The organism is Citrobacter sp. wls711 (assembly GCF_005281055.1).
Classification (GTDB): Bacteria; Pseudomonadota; Gammaproteobacteria; order Enterobacterales; family Enterobacteriaceae; genus Citrobacter; species Citrobacter gillenii.
In genome coordinates, this window is sequence record NZ_SZXC01000027.1 from 1 (window position 1) to 14,822 (window position 14,822).

The window sequence follows — 14,822 nt, forward strand, 5'->3', positions numbered from 1 at the left end:
GAAGGGCCATGGTGGGACTTTAAACAAACCTACCACCAAAACAATGCAGCCCTTGTTCACGATATCCTCTGCATGGCAAACGTCCTGCATGACGGTGACCGGTATCTGATTTTTGGCGTGAATGATGAAGGGTTGATTACTGGCGTGCCGGAAGATGGTAAGCAACTTAACCAAGCAAATTTAATCGATCTGTTAAGAAAAGTCAGTTTTGCAGAGCACCATTGTCCGGATATTCAGCTGCACCACATCACACTCCAGCATAAGGTGCTGGCTATTCTACAAATTCGTAACGTCAGAATAAAACCCTACTATCTGACCCAGGACTATATAAAAGAGGGAAAAACTGTCAGAGCCGGTGTCGTTTACACCCGGCAACAAGATGCCAATACGCCCGTAACTAGCTGTGCCAGCCCTGGAGATGTCATGGCAATGTGGAGAGAGCGCTTTAATCTGGACCTGGCACCCGCTGACCGCATAGTCAGACTGCTTCTGGATTACGACAATTGGGAATATGACGGTATCAGCGAGGCCTATTATCGGTTGGACCCGGATTATGCCATTCATATTGGCGACACAGAAAAAGATATAGGAGGACAACACTGGTGGTCAACGATTAGCATTGAGCAACCTTGTCACTATGAATACATCCTCAAATACCGTGGGCGTGTACTTGAACGAGTGCCAATCGTACATTACAGAAAAGAGGGTTTACAGTTTCCCTTTCCAGAGATGGATACGCTGGCTTATCCGGGAAAAAGGGATGGATTCGTAACTGATTATTATGCAGACGTTTTTTACTTCGTAAAAAACACCTTACCCTACAATCTGTTGAGTCATATCAGAGAATTACACTCACTGCCTGGCCGTAATTCAGGCATAACCATGCCGTTAACCACCCAGACCAAACCGCCGATTATCGAGCTGCCATTTATGGTGTTTGAGAACGCAGGGGAAAAAGAAGAAAAGCTAAAGTTTATTCAAAGTCAGCTTGCTGATTTTTGTCCGGATGGTATGCCTGATACAGCATCGATGAAAACTGACCCAGAACTAAGAATGGAAGCAGAGAGACAATTTTCCTGGTGGGTTTTTAACCATATGCGTTGAGCCGAAGCCAGTAACCCTACCTGGGAGTTGTTCATTTTTGACGTTGCAACTAAAGGTCAGCGCTACGATAGCGTGTTTTAGTGCGCACTCGCGTATTTTCCTCACTCTTGGGTGAATTTGGCCTGCTTTCGCAGGCCATATACTGCTTCCACGTACGACGATGTGCTTTAAGAGAGTCAACGGCAATACCCATAAAAAGCGCTCGGTTGCACGATGTGGACAGCATCCTGATATGGCTCCCATGGACTTACCCCCCGGCCGCGTCTAACATAGCGAAACCAGCACTCAGGCTCCATGACATTTTTTATACTTTACTCCCGACCCGCAGGGACAAGGTTCATTTCTGCCTACCGCCCCGAAAAATCGCGTTACTTCGGATTTAGCCGCCTTGTAAGCAAGCTGCGCGATGTAGTTCGACTGATTTTCAACCTCCTGTCGCTGCTCACCTGTTAACCCTTCAAAAAAGGGGGCTAGCCGACACATCTCCGCTTCTGCCTGCTCATGTTCGCCTGCAAGTGCCAGTATAACGGCGTACTGGCTTCGGACCTGAACCAGTCGCTGTACCAGACCGGCTTCATTGACGACTGGCAGGACGTATTGCTCCATCACCTCTCTGGCACCGACATAGTCCTTTATTGCGACAAACTCATCAGCTAGATCCTGTCCTACCCGGACCAGAGATTCGGGGGCTGCGATCATATTGTAAAATTTCATCGCATGAATGCGCAGAAACGGTGACACCTTTCCCTGCGCGTCATTAATTCTGGCGAGCAACTCTAGGGCATCGGCCAGATGTTTGATGTGCTCGTGAACATTTTCAGGCTGGTTGATGATTGCCCACAGCACATCCGAGTTTTTACCCATGACATCCTGTGGGGTAATACCAAATAACGCGTAGTAGCGATTCACTACGCTCAGACACAGTGTTTCTGCTTGTTTGTATCTTTTCAGTCTCCATAGCGCGATAGCATGGTTATAGTCAAAAATACGCGCATGCTCCTCATCCGGAAGGCTGAGGCGGGCATCTTCAGCCAGCGTTTGCACTTCACTAAAGTCTCCCTTTTCGGATAAGAAAAGCATCCGTTTCATGGTGTAGGCTGTGCGTTCCCGGTAACCAAACTCATGTTCTGTAAGCAAAGCTCCCATCGCTTCCAGCCATTGTGCAATTTGCTCAGAAACACCGTCTTTAAGCTCGGAAAAAACTAGCCCATCGAGTGCCCAGAACGTTTGTAAAGGCGGCAGAGAGTCCGAAGCTGTCGCCTGTTTCAGGCTTTCCATAATGTCGACAGTAATGCCCATCTCATAAAACAGCTCTTCACCAGATAGAGCGATGAGCGTCATGACATCGTTAAGCTTGATGTATATCTGCGTTAGAAGAGAAAATCGCGAAGTGTCGCGTTCTTGCTGAAGGCTCTCAATCAAAAGATCTTTTAACGCCAGTAACGCGTTATTTACGATATCCACGTCCATCATGGTCAGGTGTTGCAGCCCCAGCGCCCTGACAGCATCGTGTACCTTTAACGTCTGGTTTCCATAGTTTTCAATGGTTCCGGTGGCCCGCATTTTTTTAATTAATGTGGCTGCCCCGTTTGAAGGGATATTTAATGAGCGGGCAAGGTACCCTGAAACTTCATCACGGCTTAGCCCCACATCGGACAGACTGAACAACGCCAGAGCGTTCTGAACCAGTGGCTCAAACCCCTGATAGACACGGCTGAGAATGACTTCCTGCGCGGTTTCCGTGCTGTTTTCCTGTTGCCGCAGTTCAGCACACAGCGTGTCTATATCCCCTTTGTATTCCTCTGCGGCAACTCTCGCCGCGCTTTCGACATACAGCGGCAACCCTCCGGTGTAGCTTCGTAGCTGCTCATATCCCAGCGCACTGGCGTGCCCACCGAGGTCGGCCACTGCGGCAGCCACTGTGTCGATATCCCATCCCTGTAACGATTCACGCTGAAGTCCAGTCATCGCCTCCAGTTGACGGACATTGTCATGGGGCTGGCACAGCAGCACAAAATGGATACGGGTTGTGGCGTGCAGAACATCCCGCAGGTTCTCCACAGGGATACGATGCGCGTTATCCAGAACCAGCAGCAGGTTGTCGTTCCGTTGCTGCAAGAAGGTGTCGAACGTTCTCAGCGCTTCAACGCCACTGGCACCAGGGAGCAGTATTCTTCGCAGGCCACCTTGCTCCTGAGTCGCAAACCGGGCTGCCAGCTCACGAACCAGCGTACTGGCAAGTGCAGGGCCTGGAAGGTCGCCAGCATCGTAATACGCACACACCTGGGTACTGTGCTGGGCGGCCTGTGCTGCCCATGCTGATTTACCTGCACCGGACAAGCCGCAAATGATGCGTATCCGCTCATCCGACACAAAAGAGGGTTCCTCTCTTTGTGGCCGGTAGAGTGTCGGCGGTGCAGGGAAGTCCTGTAACTGAACGATGAGCTGTTCGAACAGGGCAGGAAGATCCCGGGTATAAAACGCATGCTGTCCGTCGGCATCACCTCCGGTGGCAGCGAGCTGGACCAGACCGGCCAGCTTCCAGATCAGGGATTCTGGCGACAATAGCGAAAACTTCAGCTGCTCTGCTTGCGAGATGCACCACGCGGCCGCATTAGCCACGGTGTCCCAGGCAGGGGGAAGTGCGGGATGGCGCTCAGCGGTTGACTGGGGCCAGATAAAACGGACATCCGCAGGAAGCGTCTTATCCTCAATCATCTTCTGCAGGTGTGGACCTGGTGCCTGGTTGGCGACGATAACGAAAGAAGCGCTTCCCTGGCGGCGCCCAACAATGTGCTCGTTACGCATCTCCGCAAACCTCGCGAGCGCGCCAGACACATCGCTGGGAATGATGGGTTTCTGGCGGGTTTTAACCTGAACGTAAATGCGCTCCTGTATGGAGTTGAGCTCAATATCCTCATCCAGCTCAACGGTTACTGTCTCCACGCTGACTTTCTGTGCCAGCAGCAAGCAGCCAACGGCATACAAGTGCTGATAAAGGAATCCCCGGTGTACGGCTTCAATACGTACCAACTGGGCAGAGTCCAGAACATCCGGCGTAGATTTTTCTTCGCTCCCCTTCATTTTTGGTCCTTATGTTACTTGTCAGAAATATCCCAGATTTGCATATCAGCCTGCGTAATAGAACTTAAGCATGGCTACCAACAGTTTGACCAGTACACCCGGATTAATCGGTGCGCAACAATTTCACCTCATATTCTGGTGGAGACAGATGTAGTGCGTATGGTGTTACATCAATAATTAAAGAAAATTCACCCGCTGTCAGATATGTCAGTAAAACAGGTTATATATCATTGATTGGGCAATTCAGGGGCGTTACTTTTATCCGTATCAGTGCACTATCTACACGTTTGTGGCTATCTTTACGAAAAGCGTGTGGATAAAAATAATAAAAGAGGGAGAGTGCCGTGGTCAGAGTTTGTAAAGTTGAAATCCAGAACTTCCGCTCTATTCGTTTACTGACCTGGCAGCCTTCGCCAGGGCTTAACTGCCTCATCGGTCCTGGGGACAGTGGCAAGACCACCATTCTTGACGCTATCGATTTGTGCCTGGGAGCACGGCGTAACGTCAGTTTCAGCGATACCGATTTTTTTGGTCTCGATGTGACTCAGCCTATCAGTATTACCCTGACACTGGGTTCGTTGCCGGATCCTCTTAGGGCAATGGATGCCTACGGTAATTATTTGCAGGCGTTCAACAGCGTGACGGGGCTGGTTCAGGAAGAGCCCCAGTTCGGACTGGAAACGGTTCTCTGTCTGCGTCTGCGTGTAGACAGTGAGCTTGAGCCCAACTGGACGCTGGTATCTCTGCGTGGCGAGGCCCTGGGTCAGGAACGCAATCTTGCCTGGAAGGATCGGCTGCTCATCGCACCGGCGAGACTTGGCACCTATGCAAGCTCAAATTTGTCCTGGGCACGCGGATCGGTGCTCAATCGGCTCACGGAGGAGCGCCCTAATCTGGGGGCTGAGCTGTCAAACGCTGCGCGCCAGGCCCGAACCAGTTTCGGTGGTCAGGCTGCGGTACAACTCGCGGCAACGCTGGACGTGGTTACTCAGAAGGCCAATGAGCTGGGTGTGCCGGTCGGTGGTCGGACTCAAGCCTTACTGGACGCTCACGCGGTTTCCATCGGCGATGGTGCAATTGCGCTGCACAACTCAGCCGGTGTGCCGCTGCGTTCTCTTGGTACGGGGTCGTCCCGTCTTCTGGTGGCAGGAATGCAGCGTGCTGCCGCGCAGCGGGCCTCCGTGGCTCTGGTCGATGAAGTGGAATACGGACTGGAGCCGCATCGGCTTACCCGGTTACTGAACTCTCTGGGGGCCAGGGAAACACCGCCGCCACTTCAGGTTTTTCTGACCACACACTCTCCCGTGGCCGTGCGTGAGCTTAATGGCAACCAGCTCTTCGTTGTGCGGGGCCATCCGACAGCTCCCCACCTGGTGCTGCCGGTGGGCATTGCCGATGATATTCAAAGTACGGTCCGGGCCGACCCCGAAGCCTTTCTGGCGCGTAGCGTGATCGTCTGTGAAGGGGCTAGCGAGGTGGGGCTGATCCGCGGGCTGGATCATTACTGGACCGCCCTCAACGGTAATTCCATGCTGAGTGCAGGAACCGCATTCGTGAATGTTGGTGGAGGAGAGCCTGACCGATGTTTTGTGCGTGGGCTGGCACTGCGTCGGCTTGGCTACCGTGTGCTAGTTCTGGTGGATGCGGATAAGCCGCCCACCCCGGCGACGGTCGAGGCCTTCCAGGCCGCGGGTGGAGAACATATCACCTGGCGAGCCGGTCGCGCGCTGGAGGATGAGCTGTTTATGAGCCTGCCGGATGCAGGCGTCGACGCGCTGCTTCAGCGAGGCATTGAGCTTATGGAGGAGGAACTGGTGGCGGCACATATCCAGACGCAGTCCAACGGTCAGGTAACGCTTGCTCAGATCCGGCAGCAGCGCCGGTTGAATGGCACCCCTTATTCCCTAGAAATACGACAATTATTGGGGATCGCTTCTCGTCATCGACGAAATGGGTGGTTTAAATCGGTGACCCGGTATGAGGATGTGGCGCACGATATCCTTGGCCCTCATCTTCCCGCCTCCGATGCCGGGTTCCAGGCGCTGATTAACCGGCTTTACGGGTGGGCCCATGCCGCCTGACTACAACCTGCTGGAATATCATCGGGGGGCGATTACGGCCCCGGCCGGGTGCGGTAAAACACAAATCATCGCGGATACCCTGACCCTGTATACGGGGGCCAGGCCGGTACTTATTCTCACGCACACCAACGCGGGTGTGACAACACTGCGTCTGCGTATGCAACGCGCCGGTGTTACTGCTGCGACCTACCGTATCGCCACCATTGATGGATTTGCCATGCGTCTGGTTGCGATGTTTCCGGCGCGCAGTGGGCTCAACGTTGAGGTTCTTCAACTGCGCAATCGCGGGGCTGACTATCCCGCTATACGGCTGGCTGCCTGCCAGCTGCTGCAGGGAGGGCATCTCGATGATGTTCTGGCGGCCAGTTACGCTCACCTCATCGTGGATGAATACCAGGACTGCAACCTGGTGCAACATGCACTGGTAACCGCGTTATCAACGGTGCTGCCCGCCTGTGTACTGGGTGACCCCATGCAGGCCATTTTTGGCTTTAGGGGTAACCAGCTCGTGGACTGGGATACACATGTACTCGCTCACTTTCCACTGATTGGTGAGCTCAATCATCCATGGCGCTGGGCTAACGCAGGGTCGCCGGAGCTCGGTCGCTGGCTTCTGGACTGCCGGCGGATGTTGCTGAATGGTAACGCCATTGACCTTCGCCAGGTGCCTGCCGGGGTGACCTGGGTACCGTTACAGGCAGAAACCGCTGTTCAGCAGCGTCTTACTGCCGCCCTGACGCGCGCGGTCACCGCGAACGGGCAGGTACTGGTGATTGGAAACAGCTACGACACACGCGGGCGTCAGCAGATGGCCAGCCAGATCCCGGGGGCAACGACCGTCGAAGCCGTAGATTTGGTCGACCTTACCGACTTTGGTGCAGCGTTTAACCTGGAAGCTGCTGATGCGTTGACGCGCCCGGTGCAGTTTGCCGCAGACGTCATGACCCAGGTTGGCCCCGCAGCATTGCTGCCCCGCCTGGAAACGCTACGAAGAGGGCGAGCCCGCAACCCGCCGACGGTTGCCGAAGCGGCGTTAGTGGCATTTGCGGAGAGACCAGGTTTTATGCTGGCCGCAGAGGCGCTGCGCCTTTTGACCCGTCAGGACAATGCGCGGGTCTATCGGCCAGAGGTTTTGCGCTGTTGTTTGCGCGCCCTGCAGTCGGCTGCTGCTGGAGGCTGCACTTTTGCAGACGCCACGGTAAACGAGCGCGAACGCAATCGCCACGAGAGTCGACCCCTGGCCCGGCGTGTAATCGGCAGCACATTGTTGCTAAAGGGGCTGGAAGGGGAGGTGGCAGTCATCACATCCCCGGAAGAGATGGATGCACGACACCTCTATGTCGCTATGACGCGGGGATCTTCGCGGCTGGTTGTGTGCTCGCTAACTCCCATATTGGCGGCCCGCTAACTCCGATGCAAAGCGCCCTTGCTCGCAAATCGCACCTTCCTTAGGGGCAGTGCCTGACGTACAGCCCTATCAAATAGCCTGGCTTCTATCACCATTCTTCACGCCTTGCCGGTGAATCAAACTCCTTTTCAACCAAATTTGAAGCCTTTGTATAAGTTGAAATAGGTCCAGAACTAAGCGAAATCTCCACTCCTAAAGTATTTAACACGTTGTATAGACGCTGAAAACTTGCTTTTGAAGGGTTTGCCTCAAGTCGAGCATGGGGTCAGTTTGGATATCGAAAATTATTGTACGTTAAGGTTATTTTTTGACCTTCCTACTTTAGCTGGCCTCAGCCGACGAAACTTGCCGGAAGCCGGTATCCGGTTACTCTTCCAGATATAATCGCCTGTCAGATTGATGTGTTCCCAGCCTAGCGGGGACAAATGCGACAGCAGTTGCTCGTTGATCTTCACCCCTTTACGCTTCAGGGCATCGACCGCTCTTTCCATATAGACGGTATTCCACAGCGAGATAGCTGCCGTCAGCAGCGTCAGTCCACTGGCGCGGTAACTCTGATTTTCCGGTTTTCGGTCCCTGATTTCACCCAGCCGATGCAGGAATACCGCACGCGCCAGCGCGTTACGGGCTTCTCCTTTATTCAGTCCCGCCTGTACCCGCCGACGAAGTGCCGGATCGCGGAACCAGTCGAGCATAAACAGCGTTCGTTCAATACGGCCGATTTCTCTCAGTGCTTTGGCAAGTCCGTTTTGCTTGGGGTAGCTGGCTAGCTTTTTCAGCATCAGGGATGCTGTCACGGTTCCCTGCTTTATCGAGGTTGCCAACCGCAACACTTCACGCCAGTGAATTTCGATCTCTTTCAAATTCAGGCTGGTCGTTGATATCAGTGACTGAAGTGCCGGGTACTGGTCTGCTTTCCCTTTGATAAACAGTTTCTTGTCGTGGAGATCCCTGATTCGCGGACAGAACGCAAAGCCCAGCAGATGCATCAGGGCAAAGGCATGATCTGTGAAACCCGCGGTATCGGTGTAATGCTCCCTGATTTCCAGGTCGCTTTCGTGGTACAGCAAACCATCGAGAACATGGGTTGAATCCCTGACCCGACTGATTATGCAGGTGTAAAACGGGCTGTATTGATCCGAAATATGGGTATAAAACTGACGTCCAGGCTCCTGCCCATATTTCGGGTTAACCTGCCCTGCGTAGCGGCCTGAGCTGCCTGTTCTGAAATTCTGTCCATCTGATGATGACGTTGTCCCGTCTCCCCAGAATGCCGCCAGTGGTCTTTTCCCCTGCGCATTTACCAGCTCTGCAAGAGCGGCTGAATAGGTTTCATCGCGGATGTACCATGCCTGAATATCTTCGAGTGATGATTTGGTGCTCCCGGGGCAGGCTTCTGCCATTTTGGTCAGGCCAAGATTGATGCCATCCGCAAGAATGGTGGTGAGGAGCAGGCAGGTATCGGGACGGGTAATATCATTTTTTATATGCGAAAAATGTCGGGTAAACGTCGTCCAGCTGTTTACCTCATCGAGGATTTCCGTGATTTTAGGACGCGGTAGCATGCTGTAAACCAGTTCTGCCAGCGGTGAAACCTGCACCGGAACACAGTTATCCAGCGGAGAGATTTTTACGCCTTTGTCGGATATTTCCACATCGGGCAGTTCACCAAGGGCAGCCATGGCATTGACCTCTTCAAGTCTGGACTGAAGCAGGGTCATACGGCTGGTAATGTACTCATGATAATCAGCAGATACGGGCAGCGGCAGCGCCGGAGTGAGTTTGTCAAAGTCCTTTTCGGGTATGAGGTAATCATCAAAATTTTTGTAGCGGCGCGAGCCTTTAACCCAGATATCCCCGGAGCGCAACGCCCCCTTAAGCTCGCTGAGCGCACAAAATTCATAGTACTGCCGGTCAATACCCGCAGGTGTAATAACCACCTTGCGCCAGCTTTCAGGGACAAACTCAAGCGGCGCTGTCGCCGGAACTTTACGTGACTGCTTCCGGTACATATCCTTGATCACAACCAGCGCATCAGCCAGAGGTTGCGCTGCCGGGGTGGCGACTAACTGTAAAGCGGACAACATGCGCGGGGCATATTTCCGTAATGTGCTGTATTTCTCAGTAATAATATGCAGCGGGTCAAAATTATTTTTTCTGGCGAGATGGCGTGTTTCCTCCAGACTGGCGACAAATTCAGGCCACGGGAGTATGTTTTCTATTGCGAGCCATGGATCGCCACCGGAATCGCGGGCATCAGACAGTGCCTGACCGACATCGATGTACTGCCTCAGTTTGGACTGGATCAGCTTTCCGGTCTGCTGAAGGCGCTCAGCCTGTGTTCTTTTGGCTTTGCTGAAAAGGCTGTTCAGCATTCGCTCATGCAGCTCAATCACTTCGTCTGTCAGTGTGGCTCTGGCTTCTTCCAGCACGCACACCAGGATCGCATGACGGCGGGCTGCTGAAAATCGGGTCAAATCCCGGCTACTCATCTTTCGGCCTTCCCGCGCCAGTTTCAGCAACCGGTTCTGGTGAATGGTACGATCTATACCTTCAGGTAGTGCCAGCGATTCAATGCTGCTGAGCCGATCGAGGTGTTGCAGCACGTTCTTACCATTGATTTTACCCGGCGGTTGCAGAAGCCATGTCAGCCTGGAAGGCTGATTATCTGATGACTCAAGTAAACGATCCAGGGCATCCCTGTGAGCCGGAGTTAACGGGGCATTCAGGGTCTGAAATACGATTTTATCGCCGCCAGCCATGGCCTCCGCACAGGTACGTTCCACGACATCAATCGCGGGGATTATCACGTTGTTCTGCCGGAGCCAGACCAGTAACTCTTCGGCCAGGAGAATACCTTTATCGGTGCGCGTCGCCATCGGCAACAGGTGTGTAATACAGTCCTGCTGTATTTTACCGGTGAACGCCTTTACGCCAAGATAGCGGTACAGTTCGGTTAAATGCTCACGCCGTGTCGTATCCCTGCCGGAAAGGTAAGCAGGCCAGAGATCCCCGGTAAGCTTTAGCCTGCTGGCGATATGCTTCAGCAGCGCATCAGAGGGTGGGATTTTTTTATCCGGGGCAAAGCCGACATTTTTCAGATAGCAAAGAAGGACGGCAAAACCAAAACGGCTGGCAGGTTTACGGTGGGCACTGATAAGTGCCAAATCATGTTCACTGAAATACGCCATCCGGGTCAGCGTTAACTCATCATCCGGTAATGCCAGTAATGATTCTCTTTCCGACAGCGAAAGAATCTGCCTCCTTGCCATATAGTTTCCCTCGTAAATTATTTGATGCGGTATTTTTAACAAAAATGGTTATCGCATAAGGGTACACCCTGACGCTACAACCAAAACGTGACGGCACACAATGAATGACATAACCTATATGCGATAGAGTAAATGCAATAATCTAAATGCGATAATGCGGTGGAAAAATGTTCATCAGAGCTTATTTGAGGGCATCGACGGAAGATCAGTTCGCCGATCGGGCAAAAGAGATGCTGGAGCAGTTCGTTCAGGAACGGGGGCATAAAATTGCCAGCTACTACCGGGAGAATATCAGCGGTACAAAACTTGACCGCCCGGAACTGAAACGCTTACTGATGGACAGTCACCGTAATGATATTTTGCTGGTCGAGCAGATAGACCGCCTGACCCGACTGAGTAACAGCGACTGGATAACGTTGAAAAAGCAGATAGAACAACACGAACTGCGGATTGTCAGCCTGGATGTCCCCACCTCATGGCAGGCGCTGTCAGATAAAGACCCTTCACAGGCAGACCCAATCACCCACGCCGTGATAACTGCCATTAATAACATGCTTATCGATCTGATGGCCGCGATGTCGCATAAAGACTGGCTGAGCCGCCGCCAGCGGCAAAAACAAGGAATTGAACGCGCACATACGCTGGGTAAATACCGGGGAAAACAGGCCGATCAGGAACGGCATCAAAAAGTCCTGTACTACCGGCAGGTCAAGAAACTGAGTATCCGTGAAACGGCAGATGCAACAGGGTACAGCCCCTCCCAGATATGCCGCATTCAGGCACTGCACCGACAGTCAGAATCGTGAGATTTTGGTTACGCAGGTATGCAGAGCAGAATTTATAATCTATTTCATTCAGAGTGATTAAATGGATTACAGAAGCTAAAAGGTCTTCTTTTTTCAACATGAAAGCAGAAGACCCTTATTATATTTATTAAAAAAGCAATTGAGTCAGATAACCCATAAGTATGGCCATACCCAGGATAACCGTCAGAAACGCCACTATCATGGGCATTCTGAACATGGATTTAAGCAGGATCACCTCTGTTAAACTGGCTCCTGCACTACCGATGATCAGTGCCATTAACGCCCCGAGTCCCATTCCTTTTGCCATCAGTACCGATGCAAGCGGTATCACTGCTTCTGCCCGAATATACAGAGGAATACCCACAACAGCGCTGAGAGGAATGGCTAACGGATTATCCGTACCCGCATGAGCGGCAATCCACTCTGAGGGGATAAAGCCATAAATAAATGAACCAATGAAAACACCCAGTAAAAGATATGGCAGAACATCCTTAAACTGCTGTATGGCATCTTTCATTGCTAACTTTATTGGTGCGGAGGAAGTATTCTTTGTGAAATTTACACTCCCCACAGTCTCGCCACTGCAACAGCTAACAACCGGTTGTTCAGATGATATTGATGTGCAACACGCTGCTACGCTTTGCGCGTTCTTTACCGTCTTTAAATTAATTATGGGTTTTGCTGATGAAGTACAGCAGCTCGTTTTTGCAGGCGATTGTGTCGAATTAGTGCTGCAACAACTGGAACTTGCCGAAGTTTTTGCCGAAACTTCGGAATCATCGCATTTAGTGGCACAACTACTTGATGTTGAGTTTTTATGATCAACAATATGGCGTTCAAATCCCAAAGAATCCAATACGATACTGGCAAGGACTGAGACTGCGGCAGCGATGAAGGCGTACAGCAATGTCACCTTCCAGCCGAAGGTCACCCACATCAAACCCACGATAATGGGATTAAGTAGCGGTGAGACAAACAAAAAAGTGAGTGTCGGACCGAACCCTGCTTTTGCCGACAACAACCCGCGTAACATCGGGATGGTTGAGCAACTACAGAAAGGGGTAACTGCGCCCAGCAGTGAGGCCAGCAGGTAACCTTTACCTTTTCGCGCCCCCATCATCTGCTGGATTTTATGGTCCGGGATCTTTTGTCGAATCAGACTCACACCGGCACTGATGACAATAAACAGCACTGATAGCTCGACGGCCAGGAACAGAAACATCCCTGCGGCATCTTGCAGCATAGACAACCAACTATTCATGATAAACCTCCTTGACAAAATCTATATTTCCAGAATAATCGAATTATGTTTCTAGTCAAGATATTTCTGGTAATATCGAAATATCAATTCATCAGAGGGATGTAACATGCAACTGGAAGAAGTCGCCAAGGCATTGAAAGAGTTAGGTCATCCGACCCGTTTGTTCATATTTAAGCATCTTGTCAAAGCCGGAGAACAAGGTCTGCCCGTGGGTGATTTACAAAAACAGCTTGGCATTCCTGCATCAACGTTAAGCCACCATATCTCAGCACTGGTATCGGTAGGACTCGTCAAACAGAATCGGGAAAGTCGCACGCTTATGTGCGTCTCTCAATACGAAATTCTGGAAGCGATCATTGAATTCTTGCGTGAAGAGTGTTGCGTAAACAGCAAAAACTGATGAAACAAGACTCCGCTGGAGTAAATAGCTAAGTAGTTAAGCGCTCATACCGTCATGATTGACGCGTGCTGCATCGGCTCGCATGAATCTAATCATGCTAATTTCATGAATCTATATGGAAAATTAAAAAATGAATACATTAAATAATATAGTTCCAGATTTATTCGATGCTGCGGTCACAGAGGAAAAACTGGGGGTACCGGCAGTATCTCACCCCCCTCGTATACTCATGCTGTATGGCTCTGTTCGTGAGCGTTCCTACAGTCGCCTGGCCACCGAGGAAGCAGCTCGTTTGTTAACTGCTATGGGTGCAGAAGTTCGCATCTTCAATCCATCAGGCCTTCCCCTTCCTGATGATGCTCCGGAGTCACATCCAAAAGTCATGGAGTTACGTGAACTGGTTCGCTGGTCTGAAGGGATGGAGTGGTGTTCTCCGGAACGGCACGGAGCGATGACCGGTATTATGAAGGCACAAATTGACTGGATACCGTTATCGGAAGGTGCGGTTCGACCATCTCAGGGGAAAACGGTGGCTGTCATGCAGGTATGTGGAGGTTCCCAGTCATTCAACACCGTCAATCAGATGCGTGTTCTTGGTCGCTGGATGAGAATGATCACTATTCCGAACCAATCCTCGGTGGCAAAAGCCTGGCAGGAATTTGATGAAGGTGGACGAATGAAACCATCATCATATTACGACCGCATCGTGGATGTGATGGAAGAGCTGATGAAGTTTACCTTGCTGACCCGGGGAAATGCAGCCTATCTTGTTGATCGTTATAGTGAACGAAAAGAATCAGCAGAAGCACTTTCCAGGCGAGTAAATCAGAGCAAGATTTGAAGTTGGTATGGCGAACAATGACAGCATTAGCATCAGCCAGGTCATTCTCAACATTCCTGATGGCGAGCGGGTCCATCTGCAGGAAGAAATGGCAACTTAATGATTAAGGGGGCAAATGCCCCCTTAATGTTTATTTCAGTCGTTTACCTGTTTCATCAACAACTTTTTCACCATCTTCCTTGGCGAATGCCCCTTTTTGCGCATCTGTCAGGATATCCAGCACCACTTCAGACGGGCGGCACAGGCGGGTACCCAGCGGCGTCACCACAATCGGGCGGTTAATCAGAATGGGATGTTGCAGCATAAAGTCGATGAGCTGATCGTCAGTAAATTTATCTTCCGAGAGCCCCAGTTCTTCATAAGGTTCAACGTTTTTGCGCAGCAATGATCGTACCGTGATCCCCATATCAGCGATGAGTTTGACCAGTTCATCGCGTGAAGGTGGGGTCTCAAGGTAGAGAATCACGGTCGGTTCAGTACCGCTGTTACGGATCATCTCCAGCGTGTTACGCGAGGTGCCGCAGGCCGGGTTGTGATAAATGGTGATGTTGCTCATATCAGTTTC

General features: G+C 51.6%; 10 protein-coding genes. 6 read left to right on the forward strand and 4 right to left on the reverse strand.

The window, feature by feature from the left end; all coding sequences use genetic code 11:
- Positions 1 to 1,104 (forward strand): ATP-binding protein (locus FDW98_RS12520; protein WP_137398854.1); only part of this gene is annotated, 1,104 nt, incomplete at its 5' end.
- A 285-nt stretch (positions 1,105 to 1,389) separates the two neighbouring features.
- Here the strand turns inward: FDW98_RS12520 and FDW98_RS12525 are convergent.
- A complete protein-coding gene (locus FDW98_RS12525) occupies positions 1,390 to 4,188 on the reverse strand; it encodes an ATP-binding protein (protein ID WP_137398855.1) in 2,799 nt (932 codons plus the stop codon).
- A gap of 344 nt (positions 4,189 to 4,532) precedes the next feature.
- Here FDW98_RS12525 and FDW98_RS12530 point away from each other — a divergent pair, with 344 nt between their 5' ends.
- Positions 4,533 to 6,269 (forward strand): ATP-dependent endonuclease, encoded by a 1,737-nt coding sequence (locus FDW98_RS12530; RefSeq protein ID WP_046402015.1) that lies wholly within the window; start codon positions 4,533 to 4,535, stop codon positions 6,267 to 6,269.
- Positions 6,259 to 7,677: a UvrD-helicase domain-containing protein gene (locus tag FDW98_RS12535; RefSeq protein WP_137398856.1), complete on the forward strand. Its 1,419-nt coding sequence runs from the start codon at positions 6,259 to 6,261 to the stop codon at positions 7,675 to 7,677. Before FDW98_RS12530 ends, FDW98_RS12535 begins: the two co-directional genes overlap by 11 nt.
- A gap of 284 nt (positions 7,678 to 7,961) precedes the next feature.
- Here the strand turns inward: FDW98_RS12535 and FDW98_RS12545 are convergent, their stop codons facing one another.
- Entirely contained in the window at positions 7,962 to 10,949 is a 2,988-nt protein-coding gene (locus tag FDW98_RS12545) for a Tn3 family transposase (protein WP_137398857.1), read from the reverse strand.
- 167 nt (positions 10,950 to 11,116) lie between these two features.
- Here FDW98_RS12545 and FDW98_RS12550 point away from each other — a divergent pair, with 167 nt between their 5' ends.
- Positions 11,117 to 11,755: a recombinase family protein gene (locus tag FDW98_RS12550; RefSeq protein ID WP_096200184.1), complete on the forward strand. Its 639-nt coding sequence runs from the start codon at positions 11,117 to 11,119 to the stop codon at positions 11,753 to 11,755.
- 127 nt (positions 11,756 to 11,882) lie between these two features.
- Here FDW98_RS12550 and FDW98_RS12555 read toward each other — a convergent pair whose 3' ends face one another.
- A complete protein-coding gene (locus tag FDW98_RS12555; RefSeq protein WP_130055037.1) occupies positions 11,883 to 13,016 on the reverse strand; it encodes a permease in 1,134 nt (377 codons plus the stop codon).
- 106 nt (positions 13,017 to 13,122) lie between these two features.
- Here FDW98_RS12555 and FDW98_RS12560 point away from each other — a divergent pair, with 106 nt between their 5' ends.
- A complete protein-coding gene (locus tag FDW98_RS12560; protein WP_080213601.1) occupies positions 13,123 to 13,416 on the forward strand; it encodes a helix-turn-helix transcriptional regulator in 294 nt (97 codons plus the stop codon).
- Positions 13,417 to 13,546: 130 nt separating this feature from the next.
- A complete protein-coding gene (gene arsH / locus FDW98_RS12565) occupies positions 13,547 to 14,257 on the forward strand; it encodes an arsenical resistance protein ArsH (protein ID WP_096200180.1) in 711 nt (236 codons plus the stop codon).
- A 130-nt stretch (positions 14,258 to 14,387) separates the two neighbouring features.
- On the opposite strand, the gene arsC is transcribed toward arsH, so the two are convergent.
- The gene (gene arsC, locus FDW98_RS12570) at positions 14,388 to 14,813 is read right to left on the reverse strand and encodes a glutaredoxin-dependent arsenate reductase (protein ID WP_019213439.1); all 426 of its coding nucleotides are present in this window, start codon (positions 14,811 to 14,813) and stop codon (positions 14,388 to 14,390) included.
- Between the last annotated feature and the right edge of the window lie 9 nt (positions 14,814 to 14,822).

What these genes read in the sequence shown, in the direction of transcription:
- FDW98_RS12550 (WP_096200184.1), top strand. Translation starts at nt 11,117, where the DNA reads ATGTTCATCAGAGCTTATTTGAGGGCATCGACGGAAGATCAGTTCGCC.
- FDW98_RS12560 (WP_080213601.1), top strand. Translation starts at nt 13,123, where the DNA reads ATGCAACTGGAAGAAGTCGCCAAGGCATTGAAAGAGTTAGGTCATCCG.
- FDW98_RS12535 (WP_137398856.1), top strand. Translation starts at nt 6,259, where the DNA reads ATGCCGCCTGACTACAACCTGCTGGAATATCATCGGGGGGCGATTACG.
- FDW98_RS12525 (WP_137398855.1), bottom strand. Translation starts at nt 4,188, where the DNA reads ATGAAGGGGAGCGAAGAAAAATCTACGCCGGATGTTCTGGACTCTGCC.
- FDW98_RS12555 (WP_130055037.1), bottom strand. Translation starts at nt 13,016, where the DNA reads ATGAATAGTTGGTTGTCTATGCTGCAAGATGCCGCAGGGATGTTTCTG.
- FDW98_RS12545 (WP_137398857.1), bottom strand. Translation starts at nt 10,949, where the DNA reads ATGGCAAGGAGGCAGATTCTTTCGCTGTCGGAAAGAGAATCATTACTG.
- arsH (WP_096200180.1), top strand. Translation starts at nt 13,547, where the DNA reads ATGAATACATTAAATAATATAGTTCCAGATTTATTCGATGCTGCGGTC.
- arsC (WP_019213439.1), bottom strand. Translation starts at nt 14,813, where the DNA reads ATGAGCAACATCACCATTTATCACAACCCGGCCTGCGGCACCTCGCGT.